The 16,722-nt window shown below is 62.0% G+C and carries 22 protein-coding genes and 1 other RNA gene; 14 read left to right on the top strand and 9 right to left on the bottom strand.

Going from position 1 to position 16,722, the window contains the following annotated elements:
* The first annotated feature begins 204 nt into the window (after nucleotides 1-204).
* The 7 genes from MCUTH_RS08565 (at nucleotide 205) to MCUTH_RS08535 (ending at nucleotide 6,211) form a co-directional block, all read left to right on the top strand.
* Nucleotides 205-1,854 carry a SulP family inorganic anion transporter gene (locus MCUTH_RS08565; protein ID WP_066958077.1) on the top strand — a complete coding sequence of 550 codons (1,650 nt, stop codon included), beginning with the start codon at nucleotides 205-207 and terminating at the stop codon, nucleotides 1,852-1,854.
* 48 nt (nucleotides 1,855-1,902) lie between these two features.
* Nucleotides 1,903-2,928, top strand: coding sequence for an AI-2E family transporter (locus MCUTH_RS08560; protein ID WP_066958075.1), 1,026 nt, complete (start codon nucleotides 1,903-1,905; stop codon nucleotides 2,926-2,928).
* Between the two features lie 70 nt (nucleotides 2,929-2,998).
* Entirely contained in the window at nucleotides 2,999-3,520 is a 522-nt protein-coding gene (locus MCUTH_RS08555) for a DUF1269 domain-containing protein (RefSeq protein WP_066958073.1), read from the top strand.
* Between the two features lie 95 nt (nucleotides 3,521-3,615).
* On the top strand, nucleotides 3,616-4,173 hold the full coding sequence (locus MCUTH_RS08550; protein WP_066958071.1) for a hypothetical protein: 558 nt from the start codon (nucleotides 3,616-3,618) through the stop codon (nucleotides 4,171-4,173).
* Nucleotides 4,174-4,218: 45 nt separating this feature from the next.
* Nucleotides 4,219-4,833 carry a hypothetical protein gene (locus MCUTH_RS08545; protein ID WP_066958068.1) on the top strand — a complete coding sequence of 205 codons (615 nt, stop codon included), beginning with the start codon at nucleotides 4,219-4,221 and terminating at the stop codon, nucleotides 4,831-4,833.
* 42 nt (nucleotides 4,834-4,875) lie between these two features.
* Nucleotides 4,876-5,262: a SpoIIAA family protein gene (locus MCUTH_RS08540; RefSeq protein WP_066958066.1), complete on the top strand. Its 387-nt coding sequence runs from the start codon at nucleotides 4,876-4,878 to the stop codon at nucleotides 5,260-5,262.
* An 82-nt stretch (nucleotides 5,263-5,344) separates the two neighbouring features.
* Entirely contained in the window at nucleotides 5,345-6,211 is an 867-nt protein-coding gene (locus tag MCUTH_RS08535; RefSeq protein WP_066958064.1) for a PHP domain-containing protein, read from the top strand.
* Between the two features lie 6 nt (nucleotides 6,212-6,217).
* Here the strand turns inward: MCUTH_RS08535 and cls are convergent, their stop codons facing one another.
* On the bottom strand, nucleotides 6,218-7,648 hold the full coding sequence (cls, locus tag MCUTH_RS08530; RefSeq protein ID WP_066958062.1) for a cardiolipin synthase: 1,431 nt from the start codon (nucleotides 7,646-7,648) through the stop codon (nucleotides 6,218-6,220).
* Nucleotides 7,649-7,781: 133 nt separating this feature from the next.
* Here cls and MCUTH_RS08525 point away from each other — a divergent pair, with 133 nt between their 5' ends.
* The 4 genes from MCUTH_RS08525 to MCUTH_RS08510 all read left to right on the top strand — a co-directional run bounded on the left by MCUTH_RS08525 (nucleotide 7,782) and on the right by MCUTH_RS08510 (nucleotide 10,515).
* On the top strand, nucleotides 7,782-8,174 hold the full coding sequence (locus tag MCUTH_RS08525; protein WP_066958060.1) for a SpoIIAA family protein: 393 nt from the start codon (nucleotides 7,782-7,784) through the stop codon (nucleotides 8,172-8,174).
* A gap of 36 nt (nucleotides 8,175-8,210) precedes the next feature.
* Nucleotides 8,211-9,227 (top strand): hypothetical protein, encoded by a 1,017-nt coding sequence (locus MCUTH_RS08520; RefSeq protein WP_066958058.1) that lies wholly within the window; start codon nucleotides 8,211-8,213, stop codon nucleotides 9,225-9,227.
* A 12-nt stretch (nucleotides 9,228-9,239) separates the two neighbouring features.
* An RNA gene (ffs, locus tag MCUTH_RS08515) (signal recognition particle sRNA) lies at nucleotides 9,240-9,550 on the top strand.
* Nucleotides 9,551-9,561: 11 nt separating this feature from the next.
* Nucleotides 9,562-10,515 (top strand): malate dehydrogenase, encoded by a 954-nt coding sequence (locus MCUTH_RS08510; protein ID WP_066958183.1) that lies wholly within the window; start codon nucleotides 9,562-9,564, stop codon nucleotides 10,513-10,515.
* A gap of 27 nt (nucleotides 10,516-10,542) precedes the next feature.
* Here MCUTH_RS08510 and MCUTH_RS08505 read toward each other — a convergent pair whose 3' ends face one another.
* The 3 genes from MCUTH_RS08505 to MCUTH_RS08500 are packed head-to-tail and all read right to left on the bottom strand — an operon-like array spanning nucleotide 10,543 to nucleotide 11,613.
* A complete protein-coding gene (locus tag MCUTH_RS08505; RefSeq protein ID WP_066958057.1) occupies nucleotides 10,543-10,797 on the bottom strand; it encodes an elongation factor 1-beta in 255 nt (84 codons plus the stop codon).
* A 3-nt stretch (nucleotides 10,798-10,800) separates the two neighbouring features.
* Nucleotides 10,801-10,965, bottom strand: coding sequence for a zinc finger domain-containing protein (locus tag MCUTH_RS11415; protein ID WP_083524832.1), 165 nt, complete (start codon nucleotides 10,963-10,965; stop codon nucleotides 10,801-10,803).
* 45 nt (nucleotides 10,966-11,010) lie between these two features.
* Nucleotides 11,011-11,613 carry an amino acid kinase family protein gene (locus tag MCUTH_RS08500; RefSeq protein WP_066958055.1) on the bottom strand — a complete coding sequence of 201 codons (603 nt, stop codon included), beginning with the start codon at nucleotides 11,611-11,613 and terminating at the stop codon, nucleotides 11,011-11,013.
* Between the two features lie 40 nt (nucleotides 11,614-11,653).
* On the opposite strand from MCUTH_RS08500, the gene MCUTH_RS08495 reads away from it, so the two are divergent.
* Nucleotides 11,654-13,330 (top strand): phospholipase D-like domain-containing protein, encoded by a 1,677-nt coding sequence (locus MCUTH_RS08495; protein ID WP_066958053.1) that lies wholly within the window; start codon nucleotides 11,654-11,656, stop codon nucleotides 13,328-13,330.
* A gap of 2 nt (nucleotides 13,331-13,332) precedes the next feature.
* Here MCUTH_RS08495 and MCUTH_RS08490 read toward each other — a convergent pair whose 3' ends face one another.
* Together MCUTH_RS08490 and MCUTH_RS08485 are read right to left on the bottom strand one after the other, a co-directional pair.
* Nucleotides 13,333-13,650, bottom strand: a complete 318-nt coding sequence (locus MCUTH_RS08490) for a transcriptional regulator (RefSeq protein ID WP_066958051.1) — start codon at nucleotides 13,648-13,650, stop codon at nucleotides 13,333-13,335.
* The gene (locus MCUTH_RS08485) at nucleotides 13,647-13,880 is read right to left on the bottom strand and encodes a winged helix-turn-helix domain-containing protein (protein WP_066958049.1); all 234 of its coding nucleotides are present in this window, start codon (nucleotides 13,878-13,880) and stop codon (nucleotides 13,647-13,649) included. Before MCUTH_RS08485 ends, MCUTH_RS08490 begins: the two co-directional genes overlap by 4 nt.
* Nucleotides 13,881-13,950: 70 nt before the next feature.
* On the opposite strand from MCUTH_RS08485, the gene MCUTH_RS08480 reads away from it, so the two are divergent.
* A complete protein-coding gene (locus MCUTH_RS08480; protein WP_066958047.1) occupies nucleotides 13,951-14,316 on the top strand; it encodes a hypothetical protein in 366 nt (121 codons plus the stop codon).
* A 1-nt stretch (nucleotide 14,317) separates the two neighbouring features.
* On the opposite strand, the gene MCUTH_RS08475 is transcribed toward MCUTH_RS08480, so the two are convergent.
* Nucleotides 14,318-14,530 (bottom strand): hypothetical protein, encoded by a 213-nt coding sequence (locus MCUTH_RS08475; protein WP_066958045.1) that lies wholly within the window; start codon nucleotides 14,528-14,530, stop codon nucleotides 14,318-14,320.
* Nucleotides 14,531-14,716: 186 nt separating this feature from the next.
* On the opposite strand from MCUTH_RS08475, the gene codB reads away from it, so the two are divergent.
* Nucleotides 14,717-16,030 (top strand): cytosine permease, encoded by a 1,314-nt coding sequence (gene codB / locus MCUTH_RS08470; protein WP_066958043.1) that lies wholly within the window; start codon nucleotides 14,717-14,719, stop codon nucleotides 16,028-16,030.
* On the opposite strand, the gene MCUTH_RS08465 is transcribed toward codB, so the two are convergent.
* Both MCUTH_RS08465 and MCUTH_RS08460 read right to left on the bottom strand, forming a co-directional pair.
* Nucleotides 15,949-16,413, bottom strand: a complete 465-nt coding sequence (locus MCUTH_RS08465) for a ferredoxin-thioredoxin reductase catalytic domain-containing protein (protein ID WP_066958181.1) — start codon at nucleotides 16,411-16,413, stop codon at nucleotides 15,949-15,951. The two genes, codB and MCUTH_RS08465, sit on opposite strands and share 82 nt — an antisense overlap.
* A 31-nt stretch (nucleotides 16,414-16,444) precedes the next feature.
* Complete coding sequence (locus MCUTH_RS08460; protein WP_201784942.1) at nucleotides 16,445-16,720, bottom strand: glutaredoxin family protein; 276 nt, start codon at nucleotides 16,718-16,720, stop codon at nucleotides 16,445-16,447.
* Nucleotides 16,721-16,722 lie beyond the last annotated feature (2 nt).

The following is a 16,722-nucleotide window of genomic DNA, read 5'->3' as shown; positions in this document are numbered from 1 at the left end:
CTCATCAAGCATCCTCTATCCATCGACCTTCACCTACCCCTTAATAATGGTCTAGTATGGTCTAGCGGTACAACTTCGCCAACCCACGGCGACGTCATAACCAGTTAGACCACAAGCCATTTACCAGATATTCTGTCCGGGGACCTCCGGACGGTTACCCCGGCAGGGACAACCTATATCCCGCGGTTCGTTCCCTCCTCATGTATGCCGGGTGGCGAGACGAACTGGAAAAAGAGCCTCCCCGCCGACATCGTCGCCGGGACGACCACCGCCCTCGTCGGCATCCCCCAGGTGATGGGGTTTGCGCTCGTCGCCGGGATCAACCCGGTTTACGGCCTCTACACCGCGATCTTCTCGACGGCGTTCGGGGCGTTTCTCACCGGCTCCACCTACCTTCGGGTGATGCTCTCAAACGTCCTTGCGGTCTCGATCTACTCGGTCCTCGCCCCGGTCCCGGAGGCCGACGTCCCGGCCACCCTCTTTGTCCTGACGCTCCTCGTCGGGACCTTCCAGCTCGGGTTCGGGCTCATCAAGGCGGGCAGCCTGACCCGGTTCATATCAAACTCCGTCCTCACCGGGTTTGTTGCGGGGGCGGCCCTCCTCATCGTCCTCGCGCAGCTTGGAAACCTCACCGGCTACCAGCTCCCGCGGGAGGCGATCCAGATCCTTGCCGTACCCGATCTTCTCCTCCACGCGGACGAGCTCCAGCCCGAGGCGCTCGCCGTCGGGCTCCTCACCATCGCCCTCGCCCTCGGCTTCCGGCAACTGAAGCGCCTCCGCTCCGTCGCCCTCCTCCTCCCCGTCATCATCGCGACCCTCATCGCCCGGATCGCATTCCCGGAGGTTGCAATCGTGGGGAGCATCGCCTCGATCCCCGCCGGCCTCCCTGCCCCAGTCATCCCCGATCTTGCCCTCGCGCCCGGACTCCTGATCCCGGCGCTTGCGCTTGCCATCATCGGGCTCGTGATGGCCGTCGGGGTCACGGAGACGACCCCCGAGCCCGACGGGACCGTCGCCGACGTGAACCGGGACTTCCTTGGTCAGGGGGCGACGAACATCCTTGCCAGTTTCTTTCAATGCGCACCATCAAGCGGCTCCCTCTCCGCAACGGCCCTAAACGTCGCTGCGGGAGCCAAGACCCGGGCGGCAAACCTCATCTCGGGCGTCATCGTCGGGGTGATCATCCTCGTCGCCGGGCCGCTCGCGGAACTGATCCCCCTCCCGGCGCTTGCAGGCATCCTGATCCTCATCGGGATAGAACTCATCTACCAGCCCCGCGAGATCGCCTGCATCTGGAAGTACTCCCGCCCGGGACGCTGGGGGATGGTCGCCACCTTCACCTCCACCCAGATCCTCCCGCTCCAGTACAGCATCTACATCGGCGTCCTCCTCTCGCTCGTCATCTACCTCGTCACCTCCACCCGGGAGGCAAGCGTTGTCCACCTCGTGCCGGTCGACGAGTGGATCTTCCGGGTGGAACCGGTGCCCGACCGACTTCCCTCCGGCACGACCACCATCCTCTCGATCTCCGGCAGCGTCTACTTCGCCACCCTCCGGGCGATCGAGCGCTCGCTCCCGTCCCCCGAGGGGTCGGAGAGCGCCGTCGTCATCCTCGCCCTCCGGGGGAGGAGCGAGGCCGGGATCGGCCTCTTCCGGATGCTTGAGCGTTACGCCCGGAAGGTCAGGGCCCACAACGGTCGGTTCATCCTCGCCGAGGTCGAACCCCGGCTCCTTGCGGGCCTCGAAGAGAGCGGAGCAGCCGGGACCATCGGCCGGAAAAACATCTTCCTTGCAACCCCGGTCATCTGGGAGTCGCTCCAGGGGGCGATCCGGGCAGCGGAGGCCGGAGATTAAAAACTCGCCCGGAAAACTCTTTCTTTTGGGAAGACCCATATCGTCCTTGTGAAGATCATCGGCGAGAACCTCTCCCCCCCTGCCCGGATCGCGATCATAGGGGCCGCAGTCGTCATCGTGCTCGCGGGGGCGAGAGCGGCAACGCCGATCCTCGGCCCGCTCCTCGTTGCCGTCTTCTTTGCGATGATCACCGCACCCGTCATGGCGTGGCTGACCCGACGGGGAGTGCCGCAAATCCTTGCCGCCGTAATAGTCGTCGCAGGGCTCATCGGGATCTTTGCCGGGGTCATCGCCTTCCTCGGCGTGGCCCTCACCGGGTTCGTCCGCTCCCTGCCGCGCTACCAGGCGGCCCTTGAAGCCCAGGCTGCCGCCCTCGCCGGCTACGGCATCGATCTTGGCAACTTCACGGTATGGGATTACATCGACCAGGGGTTCGTCATTCAGCAGATTGCCGGGATTGCCCAGCAGATCGGGGGTCTCGCCGTCGACGCCTTCCTGGTCTTTGTCGGGATCGGGTTCCTGCTCATTGAAGCCCCCCGACTCTCGGCCACCCTCAAGCGGCATCTCGGGGCGGAGAGTGCCCTCTACCAGCACCTCTCGCAGTCGGGCAGGCTCCTCATCGACTACGTGGTGGTCAGGACGAAAGTGAACCTGATCACCGGAGCAGGGACCGGGATCTTCCTCGCCCTCCTCGGGATCGACTTCGCGATCCTCTGGGGATTCATCGCCTTCGTTCTGAGTTATGTCCCCTACATCGGTCTCGTCGTAGCCGCAATCCCTCCGACCCTCCTCGCCTTTATCGAGTTCGGGCCGGTTGGAGCTCTCGCCGTCATCATCGCCATCGCCCTCATCGACGCCGCCGCCGAGAATCTCGTCCTCCCCCGGATGGCCGGACAGGAACTCAACCTCTCGCCGTTCGTCGTCCTCTTCTCCGTCGTCTTCTGGGGGCTCATCCTCGGAACAGTCGGGGTCTTCCTCGCCATACCCCTGACGATCGCGGTGAAACTCTTCCTCGACAGCTGGGAGGAGACACGGTGGATCGGGGAGTTGATGAGCGCCGGGAAAGGGGAGTAAGGGCCGGGTACCGCAGGTCTTATATACACTCCATCGTATCCCGGATGCGCCTCATGCAGGGGAGAATGGTATGAGTGACCTGATAGCCATCGCCTACGAGGGCGAGGATACCGCGTTCCGTGTCAGAGACCGGCTTGCCGATCTCTCAAAGGAGCACATCATCGAACTGGAGGACCTGGTGGTCGTCGTCCACCACCGGGACGGCAAGACCGAGATCAAGCAGGCTACGAACCTTGCCGGTATGGGAGCACTCTCGGGGGCATTCTGGGGGCTTCTCATCGGTCTGATCTTCTTTGCCCCGATCTTCGGGCTTGCCATCGGCGCGATCGCCGGGGCGCTCGCCGGGCGGTTCTCCGACTACGGCATCGACGATAAATTCATCAAAGAAGTCGCCGAGAGCGTCAGGCCGGGCAACTCCGCGGTCTTTCTGCTCGTCAAGAAGATGACGCCGGACAAGGTGGTCGACGCCATCAAGGAGTACGGCGGACACGTCATCCGGACGTCACTCTCGGAGAAGGAGGAGGCGAACCTCCGCGAAGCTTTCGGCGCCGGCACACCGGCAAAAATGGAAGTTCCGCCACCTGCCGCGTGAGCGTCAACACCCCACACTTTTCTACTGATGGCGCCAGATATCCCGGGACAGATCTTCATCGCACCGTAATACAAATCCGGAGGAAAACACAGAAAATGCGGGAAGTCAGGGTCACAGAGACCGAACAGGACGGGGCACTCGAGATCGAATTCCGATTCAAATCGCTGGATCAACTTCTCGACCCGGATGACCCGTCTCCCCTCCCCACGCGGGAGATCACTGAGTTCGCCGAAGAGTACATCGTAAGTTACCTCAACGGGTACAACGTCAAAAAGATCGCCGCCATCACCATAGGCCTTCCGCGGGGGTCGCTCTCCCCGGGGGAGGCCAAACTCCTTCCTGAGGCGATCCGGCGGCACTTCTCATTCCGGCTGGCCGATCCCGACAACGATATGCGGGTCTCTCGCCGGGAAGGATGGACCAGCATCACCGTTGCCCTATTCACCGTGCCGGTCGCCCTGGTGATTGCCGGCTTCGCTGCCATGTACCTCACTGACGCCCCCTTGACCATGCTCACCGGCCTTACCACCATCCTGATCTGGGTGACCGTCTGGGATACCTACGAGTATTTCCTCTACGACTACCGACGCAAGATGGAGAGGCGCCGGATCTACGAAAAACTCTCGGAGATCGAGATCCGGGTCAGGGAGTGATAATAGAGCAGAAGGTGTTTACGGACCGCTGCCCAATACTCCTTTATGAAGAGACCCCTCGGTCTCTACCTCGCCTACCTTTTCCAGTTCCTCATCGCCGGAAACGTCCTCCTTGCGCTCTCGCTCGGTGAATACTCGCAGGTCTTTACCGGTGTTGTCGCGCTCGGCCTGACACTCGTCCCGACCGTCCTCACCCGCCGGTTGAGCCTCACGCTCCCCTGGGAGGTCAACCTTCTTATCGCCCTCTCACTCTACTTCCATATCGCCGGCGAGATCCGGGGGTTCTACGATATCTACTACCCCTACTACGACAAGATCGCCCACCTCGTCTCCGGTATAACCGTCTCGGTGCTTGCCTTCGTCATTGTCCTCCTCCTCGACCGGTTCAGCCGGCTCAACCTCTCGAGGTGGATGATCGTCGGGTTCATCATCATAGCCGCGATGGCGATGGAGGGGTTCTGGGAGATCTACGAGTGGACCTTCGATACAATCCTAGGGACAAACCTCCAGCACGGCCTCGATGATACCATGCTCGATATGATCTTCGTCCTCATCGGGTCGATCGTCGTCGCGCTTGCCGGGAACCGCTACCTCTCCCGGTACTCGAAAGAGGAGATCACAGGCAGGATGGTGACCCCGGGGGAGGGGCAGGCCGGGTGAGAACCGGAACCTTTTTCTGATGCAGCCCGGAGAGGGAGCGCCATGCTTGAACGGATGGAGACGGGTGCGGGAGGCATCGTCGGGTTCCGGTTCGACGGTGAGATGACGGAGACCGACTATACCGGGACGCTGATCCCGGCGCTTGAGAAGGCACGAAAAGACCATCCGACGCTCCGGATACTCTTCCAGATCGTTGATTTTCACGGCTGGAGGGCACACGGGTACTGGGAGGCCCTCAAGGACTGGCCGGGGATGAGGATAGTCGACCGGATCGCGATCGTCGGCGGGGAGAAGTGGGAGGAATGGATGAACCACCTGCCCGGGCTCTTTGTCGGTTTTACCGGAATCGATGTCCGCTACTTCACAAACGACCACCTTGACGCCGCCATCGACTGGCTGCGGGAACCTATCACCCTGGAGGCGGAATAGAAGCCGTTTAGCCGATTTCAGAGATCAGGCAATTCTTTTTCATCCCGGGCGACCAACCGATGATCGACAGAACAGCGATCCCATGCACTATTATAAAGATATTATATTCCAAAAACCCCAACCAGAAGAGATCCGGCGCCTTGGGCTTCTCCCTGTAGACCTCCACTTCCATACGCGGCATTCCGACTCACCCACCCGCGTCCGGGACGCGCTGAAACTCGCGGCCCGGCAGGGGATCGGGCTTGCGATCACCGACCACAACCAGGCAAGCGGTGTCGTCGAGGCAAGGAGGCAGGGGATCCGGGTCCCCCTCGTCCCGGGGATCGAGGTCAGCGCGAACGATGGTCCGCACCTCCTCTTCTACTTCTACTCAGTCGCCGATCTTTTAGACTTCTACCGGCGCCACATCGAGAAGAACCGGAGGAACGGTCCGTTCACCGCCATACGCCTCGACACCCCCGATATCCTCGATCGCCGGGAGGATTACTCCTGCATCGCCGTCGAGGCGCACCCCTGCGGCTACGCCTTCTTGAACCGCGGGGTCGAGCGGTGCGTCGCAGGCAGGTGCATCGGAGAGGAGGTCTTCTCCCGCCTCGACGCTCTTGAGGTGATCTGCGGCGGGATGGCCCGTTCCCATAACCTGAAGGCCGCCCGGCTCGCTCTCGCCCACGACCTCGGGCGGACCGGCGGGACCGACGGCCACCTCCTCCACGAGCTCGGCGGGGTCGTCACCTGTGCCGAGGCGGAGACGGTGGACGAACTTCTCGATGCCATCCGTAAGAGGGAGACGGTCGTCATCGGCCGTGAGCGGCCGCTCGTCGAGAAAGCCGTGATGGGGACTGCAGTCCTCCCGCACCACATCATCTACACCGTCCCGATTCTTCAGGCGCGCTGGGAGCAGAGTATCCCCCGGATCCGGAAGTTTGTCGAGGAGCAACTGAACCGGTGAACGCTCTCAGCCGAGGGGCGAAAAAAGACGGGATATCGACTCTTTCATCCGGACCCGGATGGACCGCGCCCGGTAGCGCTCCGGGGTGATCTCGGTGGAGATGACGAGATCCTCTTCGAATCTCCGCGCAAACTCGGCCCCTATCCTCGCGTCATAAAAGAAGGCGTTCGCCTCGAAGTTCAACTGGAAACTCCGGATATCCCAGTTCGCGCTCCCAATTGACCCTGCTTTTCTATCGACGACGATCGTCTTTGCATGCAAAAACCCGTCATCGTATGTGTAGGCCCGGACACCGGAATCAAGGAGATCGCCGATGAACGAGAGGGTCGCCCAGTAGACGAACGGGTGGTCGGGTTTGCAGGGGATCATGATCCGGACATCGACCCCGGAGAGAGCGGCGAGCCGCAGGGCATCCATGACGCTCTCGTCCGGTATGAAGTAGGGCGTCTGGATGTAGACCGACTCCCGGGCGGAGTTGATCAGTTTGATGTAGCCTTCTTTTATCGGATTCCACCGGGTGCCCGGGCACCCGGAGACGATCTGAACGGGGGTCGTGCCGGTGGAGGATCCCGGGTCAGGGAAGTAAAGAGGTCCGGGCTCTAGGCGCTCACCGGTTGTGTAGTTCCAGTCGAGGAGGAACCGGTACTGGAGCATCCTGACGGCATCTCCCACGATCCGGACGGCCGCGTCGCGCCAGGTGCCGAGCGGCCCTCTTCCGAGATACTCGTCCCCGATGTTGAACCCGCCGATGAAGCCGAGCGTCCCGTCGACGACGACAATCTTTCGATGGTTGCGGTAGTTGAACCGGTAGATCGCCGGAAGGAAGACACCGATCTTCCCGCCGGCCTCCGTAAGCTCCGAGAACGCGGCCCGGGACCCTCCCCCGGCCCGGACCCCCATAGCGTCGATGAGGAGGCGGACCTCGACGCCTTCCCGGGCCTTCTCTGCGAGGGCACGGATGACCGACCGACCGAGGTCGTCGTTGTTGACGATGAAGTATTCCAGGTGAATGTGGTGGCGCGCCCCCCTGATTGCAGCAAAGAGCGCCTCGAACATATCCTCGCCGCGGGTGTAGAGATCGAGGTGGTTCTTCTCGGTCAGGCACGCCCGGTCGTTGCGAAGGAGGAGAAGGATCGTCTCGCGAAACTCGTCTGCCTCTGGTCTGGTGAACCGGTGACGGGGATCGGAAAACGTGCGCTCCTGCGCAAGGAGGAGATCCCGGAGGAGGTCTCTTCCCTCCATCATAGCACAGATCCTCCGCCGGGTGTAGTTCTGGCCGAAGAAGAGATAGAGGACGAACCCTATCGGAGGAATGAGGAAGAGGGCCATCAGCCAGGCCACCGCCGCTATCGGGTTTCTCCGCTCGTAAAAGACGATGATGACGGCGAATACGACATTGATGACCAGGATGACCGCAAGTAAGAACTCAGGTCCCATCGTGCCACTGTCTCCCTGCCGGAACCGGGCGCTACCAGAGGAATACTCGTATAGGGATATATCAGTGTTCCTTGCCGGAACGACACCCCTATCCGGCAGAGGTTTTTTCTCTCTGGAAGTTATAGGAGGACCCATGCTTGACCGGATGAGAGAGAGTTCAGGACGTGTGATCGGGTTCCGGTTCGATGGAAAAATGAGTGAGAGTGATTACGCCACCATCCTGATACCTGAACTTACACGAGCAATGGAAGACCACGACAACGTCCGGATTCTCTTTAAGATCGAGGGTTTCCGCAGCTGGAGACCGGGGGAGGGCTGGGACGCCTTCAGGCAGTGGCCGGGGCTCAAGAGTGTCGATCGGATCGCCGTCGTCGGCGGGGAACGGTGGCGGGAATGGATGAATCGATTACCGAGTCTCTTCGTCGGTTTCGTCGACGTCGATGTCCGTTACTTCCCTGAGGGGCGTCTTCGGGATGCCTGGGGCTGGCTCAGGGAGGGGCTCGTGGTCGTGCCGCGGGCCGCGTGATACACCTATATGCTGCGGGCCCCAACAGAATCGTGTATGCACTGTCCCGTCTGCGGGCACGACTGCCTCACCGAGGCCCGCAAACTCCTTGCCGATCTGCCGGAACGCTTCGCCCCCTGCCCGGACTGCATGGGGCTCGTCTACGACAAACAAAGCCCGCCGCCCGGTATCGATCCGGCAGAACCCTGTCCCACCTGCGGGAAACGGTTCATCGACGAGGTCTTTGCCGAGATCTACCGGGTGATGGTCGATGAAGGGGATCTTGCCGGGACCGAACCCCTCGCCGCCGTCGGGACACCGCTCGTCCATCCCGGCTACGCCATGCGGAGGCCTCCCTATCTCCCGCCGCGATCGCTCGTCCTTCTCTCCAGGGCAATAGGAGAGCGGGCGGCAGCACGCCTGATCGATACGGTCCCGGAGGTTAAGGGTGTCGTCAAAGCAGGCCCAGGGACACCGGGGATCAACGATACCGACGCGGCGCCCACGACCCATACCCTGCTTGCGGGCTGCGACGTCCGGGCCGATATCTTTCCGACGCGGGCAGGACCGATCGCCGTCTACAAGCAGCAATCGGTCCTGCATATCGAGTTCCCCCGGAACCGTGACGAAAAGATCCTCTCCCTCGAACGCCAGATCAGGGAGCACCGGCCCCGGGTCTTCGTCGACGCGTGCTCGGGGGCCGGAACCCTCGGGCTAGCCGCCGCACGCATGGGTGTCCCGCGCGTCATCTGCAACGACGCCTGGTACGCGGCCGCCTACTGGACCGCCTGCAACCTCCACCTGAACCGCGAGTTCCTCAAGATCGGGGAGGTGACGATGCACCGGTCCTACGACGACCTCCGGCGCAACCCGGTCGCGCGCGATCCCATCCTGATCGCCGATACAGAGGAGGCGGCGGTCTATCAGGGAGATCTGAGGCTGCTTTCGACCGTTCTTCCGCCAGAAGTCGACCTTACCGCTCTGGACCTCTTCGAGAAGCGAGATGCCGGGAAGGTCGCGCGGATCACCCGGGCCTGGCAGTCTTCCGTGGGCGGAGTTATTTTTATCCCTTAGAGCCCATTGTATACGGGGACTAGCCCGGGTGGCTCGGCGTCACCTGTCACCCGAAACCGTCGTCACGCGGGGGGCGAAGTCCAAGGAAGGCCGCAGCGGCTTGCAGAATCCGCTGCGCCCCGACGGAGAAACCTCGTCCTATGAGGTCGACGGAGAGGGATCAAAGCCCCGGAGGGGGCGGCGACCTCTTGCCGCGGGTACCGGTTCAGGCCCGGAAGGGAGCAGACTTACCGTGGACGTTCGGCGCCCATGGGGTTGCGGGGTGGAGGAGGGGTGCAGTGGTGCATGTTTGCGCGCACGGTCGACTGCGGACGTGTCCCCAACGGCGATCTTCATGGCAAAAGTAACGATTCTTGGGGCTACAGGGAACGTCGGCTTGTTTGCTGCCCACACTATCTCCGAGATCCCGTACGTCAGCGATATGCTGCTTGTCGGGAGACCTGGGCGCGAAGACTTTCTTGCAGGCTGCTGCCGTGATCTCTCGGATTCGTTCGCCGCACGAGGCACCGATGTCCGGCTGTCATACAGCACCAGCCTTGCCGATGCAAGAGACTCGGATATTATTGTCTGTACAGCAGGGGTGCCCCGCAAGCCGGGCCAGGACCGAAACGACCTCGCCTTCGAGAACGCAAAGATTGTCGCAGAGACCGCCAGAACCATCGGCCAGGTATCGCCCGATGCTATTCTCTTTGTCATCACAAACCCGGTCGACGTCATGACCGCCGTTGCCCTGAAGTATTCGGGGCTTGAGCCGAGGCAGGTCTTCGGCCTCGGGACGCACCTCGACTCGATGCGCTTAAAATCCCTCATCGCGCACTACTTCCGGGTCCACGTCAGCGAGGTGCATACCCGTATCATCGGCGAGCACGGCAAGAGCATGGTCCCGCTCTGGTCGGCGACGACGATCGGCGGCATCCGGATCCAGAATCTGCCCACGTTCTCAGGACTTCCCACACAGGAGATGATCGAGACCGTCAGGACCAGCGGCGAAGCGATCATCAGAGACAAGGGCGCTACCGTCTATGGACCGGGTGAAGCGATTGCAACCCTTGTCCGGACGATTCTCGGAAACGAGAACAGGATCCTCACCGTCTCCAGTTACATCAAGAGCGAGATCCACGGGATCGGTGATGTCTGCATTGGTGTTCCCGCTCGCATCAACCGCGAAGGGGTCTTCCCGGTTGCGATCCGTCTTGAAGACGATGAGATCGCGGGATTCAGCAGATCGGTCGCCAAGATCCAGAAGATCACTGCTAAAGTGATGGAGCGGCTGGAAAAGACCCAATAGAACGGGAAAAAGTGGTGCGAATCCACCTTACACGAGGGTGGACTCGAGGATCTCCGCGCTGCCAACACCCTCAAGGTTCTGGAGCGCCTTCTCAACCTCGTCAGGAGCCCCGGCTTTATCGGGGACGACGGAAACAACCTTCAGTGCCACAAGGCCAAAGCCGATCGGCTCTTCCTTGATGTCGTCGACCGGGACAGCTGCCCGGATCGCTGCTTTGAGCGCCTCACGGTCGACATCGGGCGACTCGGGCATGACCTTGACGATAATGGCTACGTTACCCATGGCTTATGGCCCCTGGAACCCGCACTTCGGGCATGTATAGGCTATGCTCTGCTCCCTGCACCGATAGCATCTGTAGATCGTGTTCGCACAGACCGGGCACGGGAACCCGGTCGAGCCTTCAACCGCCAGTGTGGCGTTGCAGGAGGTACATCGCTCTTTGGCTGTCATTATCGCTTCCTCGAAAGTTAACCTATTATATTGCCCTCGCAGGAGTTAAAATCTCGGTTCGAGAAGAGTCCCCGTTACCGCCTCATCCCGGAGAGCTCCACGGACCCGATCCTCGTGCCTGCCGTTCACCACCCGGGCCCGGAGACCGTGCTCGAAGACAAATCGGATGAACGTGGGATCGACCTCGTCGGAGATGAGGGAGGGATCCTCGATGCGTGAAAGAAGCCTTCGGTGATGGTGAATGCCGTCGACCGATTTTAAGAGGAGGAGATCCAGAGAGAGCTCGCGTGCGACCCAGGCGGCGATGGTATCGGATGTGACATCCCAGGAATGGGGAAGCGGGTCGGCCCGCCGGAGGGCACAATAGGGAAGGAGGACCGTCACCTCCTCTGGGAGCGCGATCTCGGAGGTTGCCGGGACGCCGTGCGAGGCGATATACCATCCGAACTGTTCCATACCGGCGATGGCCATCCAGTGGGCCGCGTTATCGGAGACGTTGAGGCGCCGGACGAGGTCGGCGAACTTCCCGCCGCCGGGCACGATCAGCACCGGGCGCCCGATCTCCTGAAAGATATCGATCAGAGACGCTGTCCGGTCAAAGAGGCTTCCACCCACCTTGACGACCAGCGGAAGTGCAGGCGAAGTCATTTCGTCTTGCTATTAAACCGGGACCTAGATAATCCTGCGTATGCGCCGGATCGCCGCAGCCATCCTGCTCGTATGCCTCCTTGTTGCCGCCGTCGATGCTGTCCAGATCGTTGAGTTCTGTCCTGATCCCTATCTTGCCGGGGATCTCGACGAGTACCTGGTGATTGAGGGGAGGGGGGTGCTCGACGGCTACGTCTTCTCGGATGGAGAGGGCGGGTTTCGGTTCCCCCCGGGCACGCGGATAGACGGGCGGGTGGTGGTCGCAAGGAGCGGTCCGGCCTTCGAGCAGACCCACGGGTACCTGCCCGACTTCGAGATCGAGGGGAGGACGCCGGCGGTGCCGGACGTGATCCAGAGCGGGAACCTTCAGATGGCGAACCAGGGCGACGAACTCTTCATCTACCATGGAACCACGCTCGTCCAGAAGGTGGCCTGGCCCGGGGACGTCCGTCCCCGCGAAGGGCAGATCCACTACCTTGAGAATGGCATCTGGGACCCGCGTCCGCTCGGTATCGGCCAGTCACGCTTTGGTCCGGAAACGTTCGAAGGCGTTGAGGTGACTGCGTTCGTCGCCCCGGACTGTTCACAGGAGGCCTTCCTCTCGGCGGTCTCGAGCGCCGAGCGCGAGATTCTCGCAAACGTCTACGAGTTCACCGACCCTACGATCGCAGACGCCCTCATCGGCGCCCGCGAACGCGGTGTTGAGGTGACCGTCCTCCTTGAGGGCGGGCCGGTGGGCGGCATCTCACCGGAAGAGCGGGCCGTCGCGGGCGCCCTCAACCGGAGCGGGATTGTGGTCCTCGCGATGGAGACGACGGATCTGGCCCATGCGAAGTACCGCTACAACCACGCGAAGTACCTCGTCATCGATGGCGAGACGGTCCTCCTCGGGAGCGAGAACTTCAAGCCCGGCGGTTACCCGGCACCGGGTCTGCAGGGCAACCGCGGGTGGGTAGTCATCCTCGAGGACCCCGACCTTGCGGCCTACTTCCGGGAGGTCTTCCTCATCGATGCCGCGGGCGGGGATATCGTGCCCCTGGAGGGAACCGCAGCCGAACTCTACACGCCCTGGGCACCCACATACGCCGTGGAGTTTGGGCCCTGCCGCGCGGAGGATGCGCGGGTGACGGTGGTCCTCTCCCCCGATACGAGCGCGCTCATCCTCGACCTGATCGAGGGGGCAGAAGAGAGCATCGCGATCGAGCAGGCCTACATCACAAACGAGACCCGGTACGAACTCAATCCCTACCTTGCGGCCGCGATCAACGCATCCCGGCGGGGTGTCGTGGTACAGATCCTCCTCGACTCCGCCTGGTTCAACACCGAGGACGATGCGGACAACGACGAGATGGTCGCGGTCATCAACCGGATTGCCGCGGCCGAAGGGCTACCGCTTGAGGCCAGGCTTGCGGATATCGAGGCGAATAATCTTGCAAAGATCCATAACAAAGGCGTCATCGTCGATGGGCGCGCGGTCCTTGTCAGCAGCATCAACTGGAATGCCAACTCCCCGGCGTTCAACCGGGAAGCGGGCGTGATCATCGAGCATCCGGCGATCGCCGCTTATTACACCGCGGTCTTTCTCGACGACTGGAATGCCTCAAAAGGGAGCGGGGCTGGCGCTGCCCCGGGGCCGGACCGGCTCAAGATTATTCTAGCAGCATGCATCCTGGTCTGGCTCATTGGGCTCTACCTCTACCGCCGACGGCGCACATAGCTTCACCGGCGTTCCGGAAGACCGGCCGACCGGCAGACGTCGCAGATGGTGATCGTCCCTTCACCCGAAGCGACGGCGGAGACCCAGCGCTCGATGACCCTATCGAGGTCTTCGGAGAAGTCCTGCCCGGCAAACCCGCGTTTCCGGCTCATATACTGGGATATTGCGGCTCTACTGACTCCGAGGCGCTTGGAGGCCTCGCTCTGGGTGATCCCGCGTTCGTTCACCAGGCGGTAGACCATCTCGGCGCGCATCCGGGGAAGGAGCACCCGTGCGAGGTTGTCGCAGCGCATGATGTCGCAGGAGAAAGGCTCCGTCATTGTGCAGACACCATCTGGGGGTCTTTATACTCGTAGAGGATCTGCCGGGCGTCCCGGAAGTTGAACTTCTCTACGATCATATCGTTATCTTTGAGCCGTTTTAGGGCATAGCGGACGGTGCGGGGGGCCAGACTGCTGCGGCGGACGAGTTCCTTATGGGTAAGGGCGCCCCCATCCTCAAGCAGCATCAATATCTTTCTGGAAGACGGGGGAAGGTTCACATCATCCATATATAGTAGTTAACGCTGTTAACATATCAAACTGACGGATCTTATAGCCCCGGGAGTTCTACAGAGATTTATGCTGGAACGGGAGGAGAAGACAGCACTCGTTATGCTTGTAGGCGTCGTCGGGATCGTGCTTGCCGTCCACCTCCTCTTTGGCGCCGTCGGTCGGCCGCTTCTCGTGGAACCTTACTCGGAAGAGGTTCCCGACGGGGCGCTGGTCCTCCTTGAGGGGAGGATCGAGGAGATCAGAGAGACCTCGAGTGGGGGGCACCTTATTCTTTCCGTCAACGGCACTACCGTCTTTCTGCCGCAAAATGTGGCAGCGGGGCTTGAACTCCACGAGAACGAGAGCGTGACGCTGTATGGGGTTGTCCAGACCTATCGTGGGGCGCGGGAGGTGGTGGTCTCCTCCGCCGCCGATATCCGGGTGCTCGTGTGACCTATTTCGTCCCTGTGTAGAATATATCGGCGCTTTCGTCGCCAGCGAACCGGGGCCCCCTTATCCGGGACTTCTCGTGGCTCCCCATCTTTTCGACCTCCGGCATGGGCTCCCGGGAGGTAGGGGTCTGCTGCTCGTCGGGTCGCTTCTTTCGCCCCCCCTCGACACCAGCACCCGAGGGGAGGACACCGTCATTGATCCGCACGCTCGGCATACAGGAGATTCGTCCCACCGCTATATGAGACCTTGGATCTCTTCGCCGGATGATGGTGGGCGGTTTTGGGGTAAGAGCATCCGACGCGGTCTTTTCAGAAGACGATCCGAAATGGATTAGTGCTCTATGGCGAAACTGTAACCTATTGCAGGAGCAGCAGTAATTCGAAGCGGTCAAGGCGGCCAGATGACGGATCGCAGTAATGCAGAGGACTATCCGCTCTCCGCCGTTCCGGACGAGGACCGATCCGGGTTCTGGCCGATCACCCTGGTGCTGCTCGGGTTCACCTTCTTCTCCGCCACGATGTGGGGCGGCGCGGAGATCGGGGTCGCGTTCCGGTTCTGGCCTGATCTTGCCCTGATCATCCTTTCCGGGAGTGCGATTCTTTCACTCTACGTCGCCGGTCTCGGCTACATCGGCTACAAGAGCGGGCTATCCACCGTCCTCTCCGCCCGGTTCGCCTTCGGCGATGCAGGCAGCCGGTGGTCCGACGCCCTCCTCGGACTCACCCAGATCGGGTGGTATGCCTGGGGAGCCGCGACGATCGCGATCGTCCTTGTTCGCCTCCTGAATCTCGGCGCAGGATGGGAGATTCCCCTGATCATAATCTTTGGCCTCGGGTTCTGTCTGACGGCGTACGTCGGCTGCCGGGGGCTTGCAGCGCTCTCGAAGGTCGCGGTCCCGGCGATGCTCCTTCTTGTCGCGATAAGCGGCGCGGTTGCCGTAAGAGACGGCGGGGGTCTCGACGGTCTTCTCATGGCAGGGTCGGCGGGCACCCTCACGGTCGCCGAAGCCCTCACCATCGTCGTCGGCACCTTCGTCGCCGGCGGGACGCAGGTTGCCAACTGGACGCGATTTGTCGGCTCAACCCGGGCCGCCGTCGGCTCTACGCTCCTTGCCTTCTTCTTCGGGAACGGACTGATGATCGCCGCAGGGGCCGTCTGTGCCGCCGTTTACGGTCTCTCCGACATCGTCGAGGTTCTGGCCGTCCAGGGGCTTCTCTCCGCCGGCGTCCTGATGCTCTTTCTAAACATCTGGACAACCCAGGACAACACCATCTACAACTTCTCGGTGGCCGGGTGCCACTTCTTTCGGACCGAACGGCGAAGGCTGGTCACCTTCGCCGGCGCCGTTGCAGGGACCGTCCTTGCTTTGCTAGGGATGTATGATATGCTGATCCCCTATATGGTCATGATGGGGGTCTTCATCCCCCCGCTCGGCGGGGTGATCATGGCCGACTTCTTCATCCATCACAAGGGGCACTACCCCGCGCTCGAGGAGGCAGCCCTCCCCCGATTCAACCTGCAGGGGCTCGCCGCCTACGCCGCAGGCTCCCTTGCCGCTCTCGTGGTCCCGGGGATCCCCCCGGCAAACGGGATCGTCGCCGCGTTCCTTCTCTATGCGTTCCTTGACCTGCTTCACATGAACCGCTCGAACCTGTCACGGGAAACCCTGCAGATCGGGCAGAACTCAGGCGGCTCATTCCGGGCGCAGAGGTAGCCGCAGACCCGGCACCGCCAGACCGGGTACTTCAGGGTCTCCGAGACTACGGTATGCTCAGCTTTCTGCCGCTTGCGCTCTGCCGGAGGCGGCCGGCGTTCCGGGACGGGATCGGGAACGCGCGCTCCCGCCGCGACCTCGGCGGAGACGTAGAGGGCGCAGTAACAGGCGCCGTACTCGGCGAGATCGGGGTCCCGGTAGTCACAGGGGCAGATGATATCGAGATCGTCCTCCCGGTTCCCTGAGGCAAGCCGGCAGGGGCAGGAGATGTAGCCGTAGCGCTCCCTATTCGCAAGCAGTCCCCGGACAAGACCGCGGGTGAACTCCCGGTCGGGATTGAGATGATACCCGCCGGCCTCCGCCTCGAGCTCGAGATCGCGCATGAACCGGTCGACAATCTCGTCGCCTGGGCTTTCAGGCACCGATCGCCTCCCGGATCTCCTGCTCCCGGAACCCCACGACCACTTTCGAGTCGTTGACGACGATCGTCGGGAACGAGAGTTGCGGGTTCCAGTGCTCGACCTCACGGACCACGCGGTCCCGCTCCTCGCCCGTGAGGAGGTCGACGTAGATGTACGAGAATCCGACACCGAGATCGGTGAGGAGGTCCTTTGTCCGGGCACACCAGCCGCAGGTACTCAGGGCATAGAGGATCACCCTGCCGCGGTCAGCGCCGGGCACGTGCTGCATCG

This window comes from Methanoculleus thermophilus (genome assembly GCF_001571405.1).
Taxonomy (GTDB): domain Archaea; phylum Halobacteriota; class Methanomicrobia; order Methanomicrobiales; family Methanoculleaceae; genus Methanoculleus; species Methanoculleus thermophilus.
This window is presented reverse-complemented; position numbering and strand designations above follow the sequence as displayed.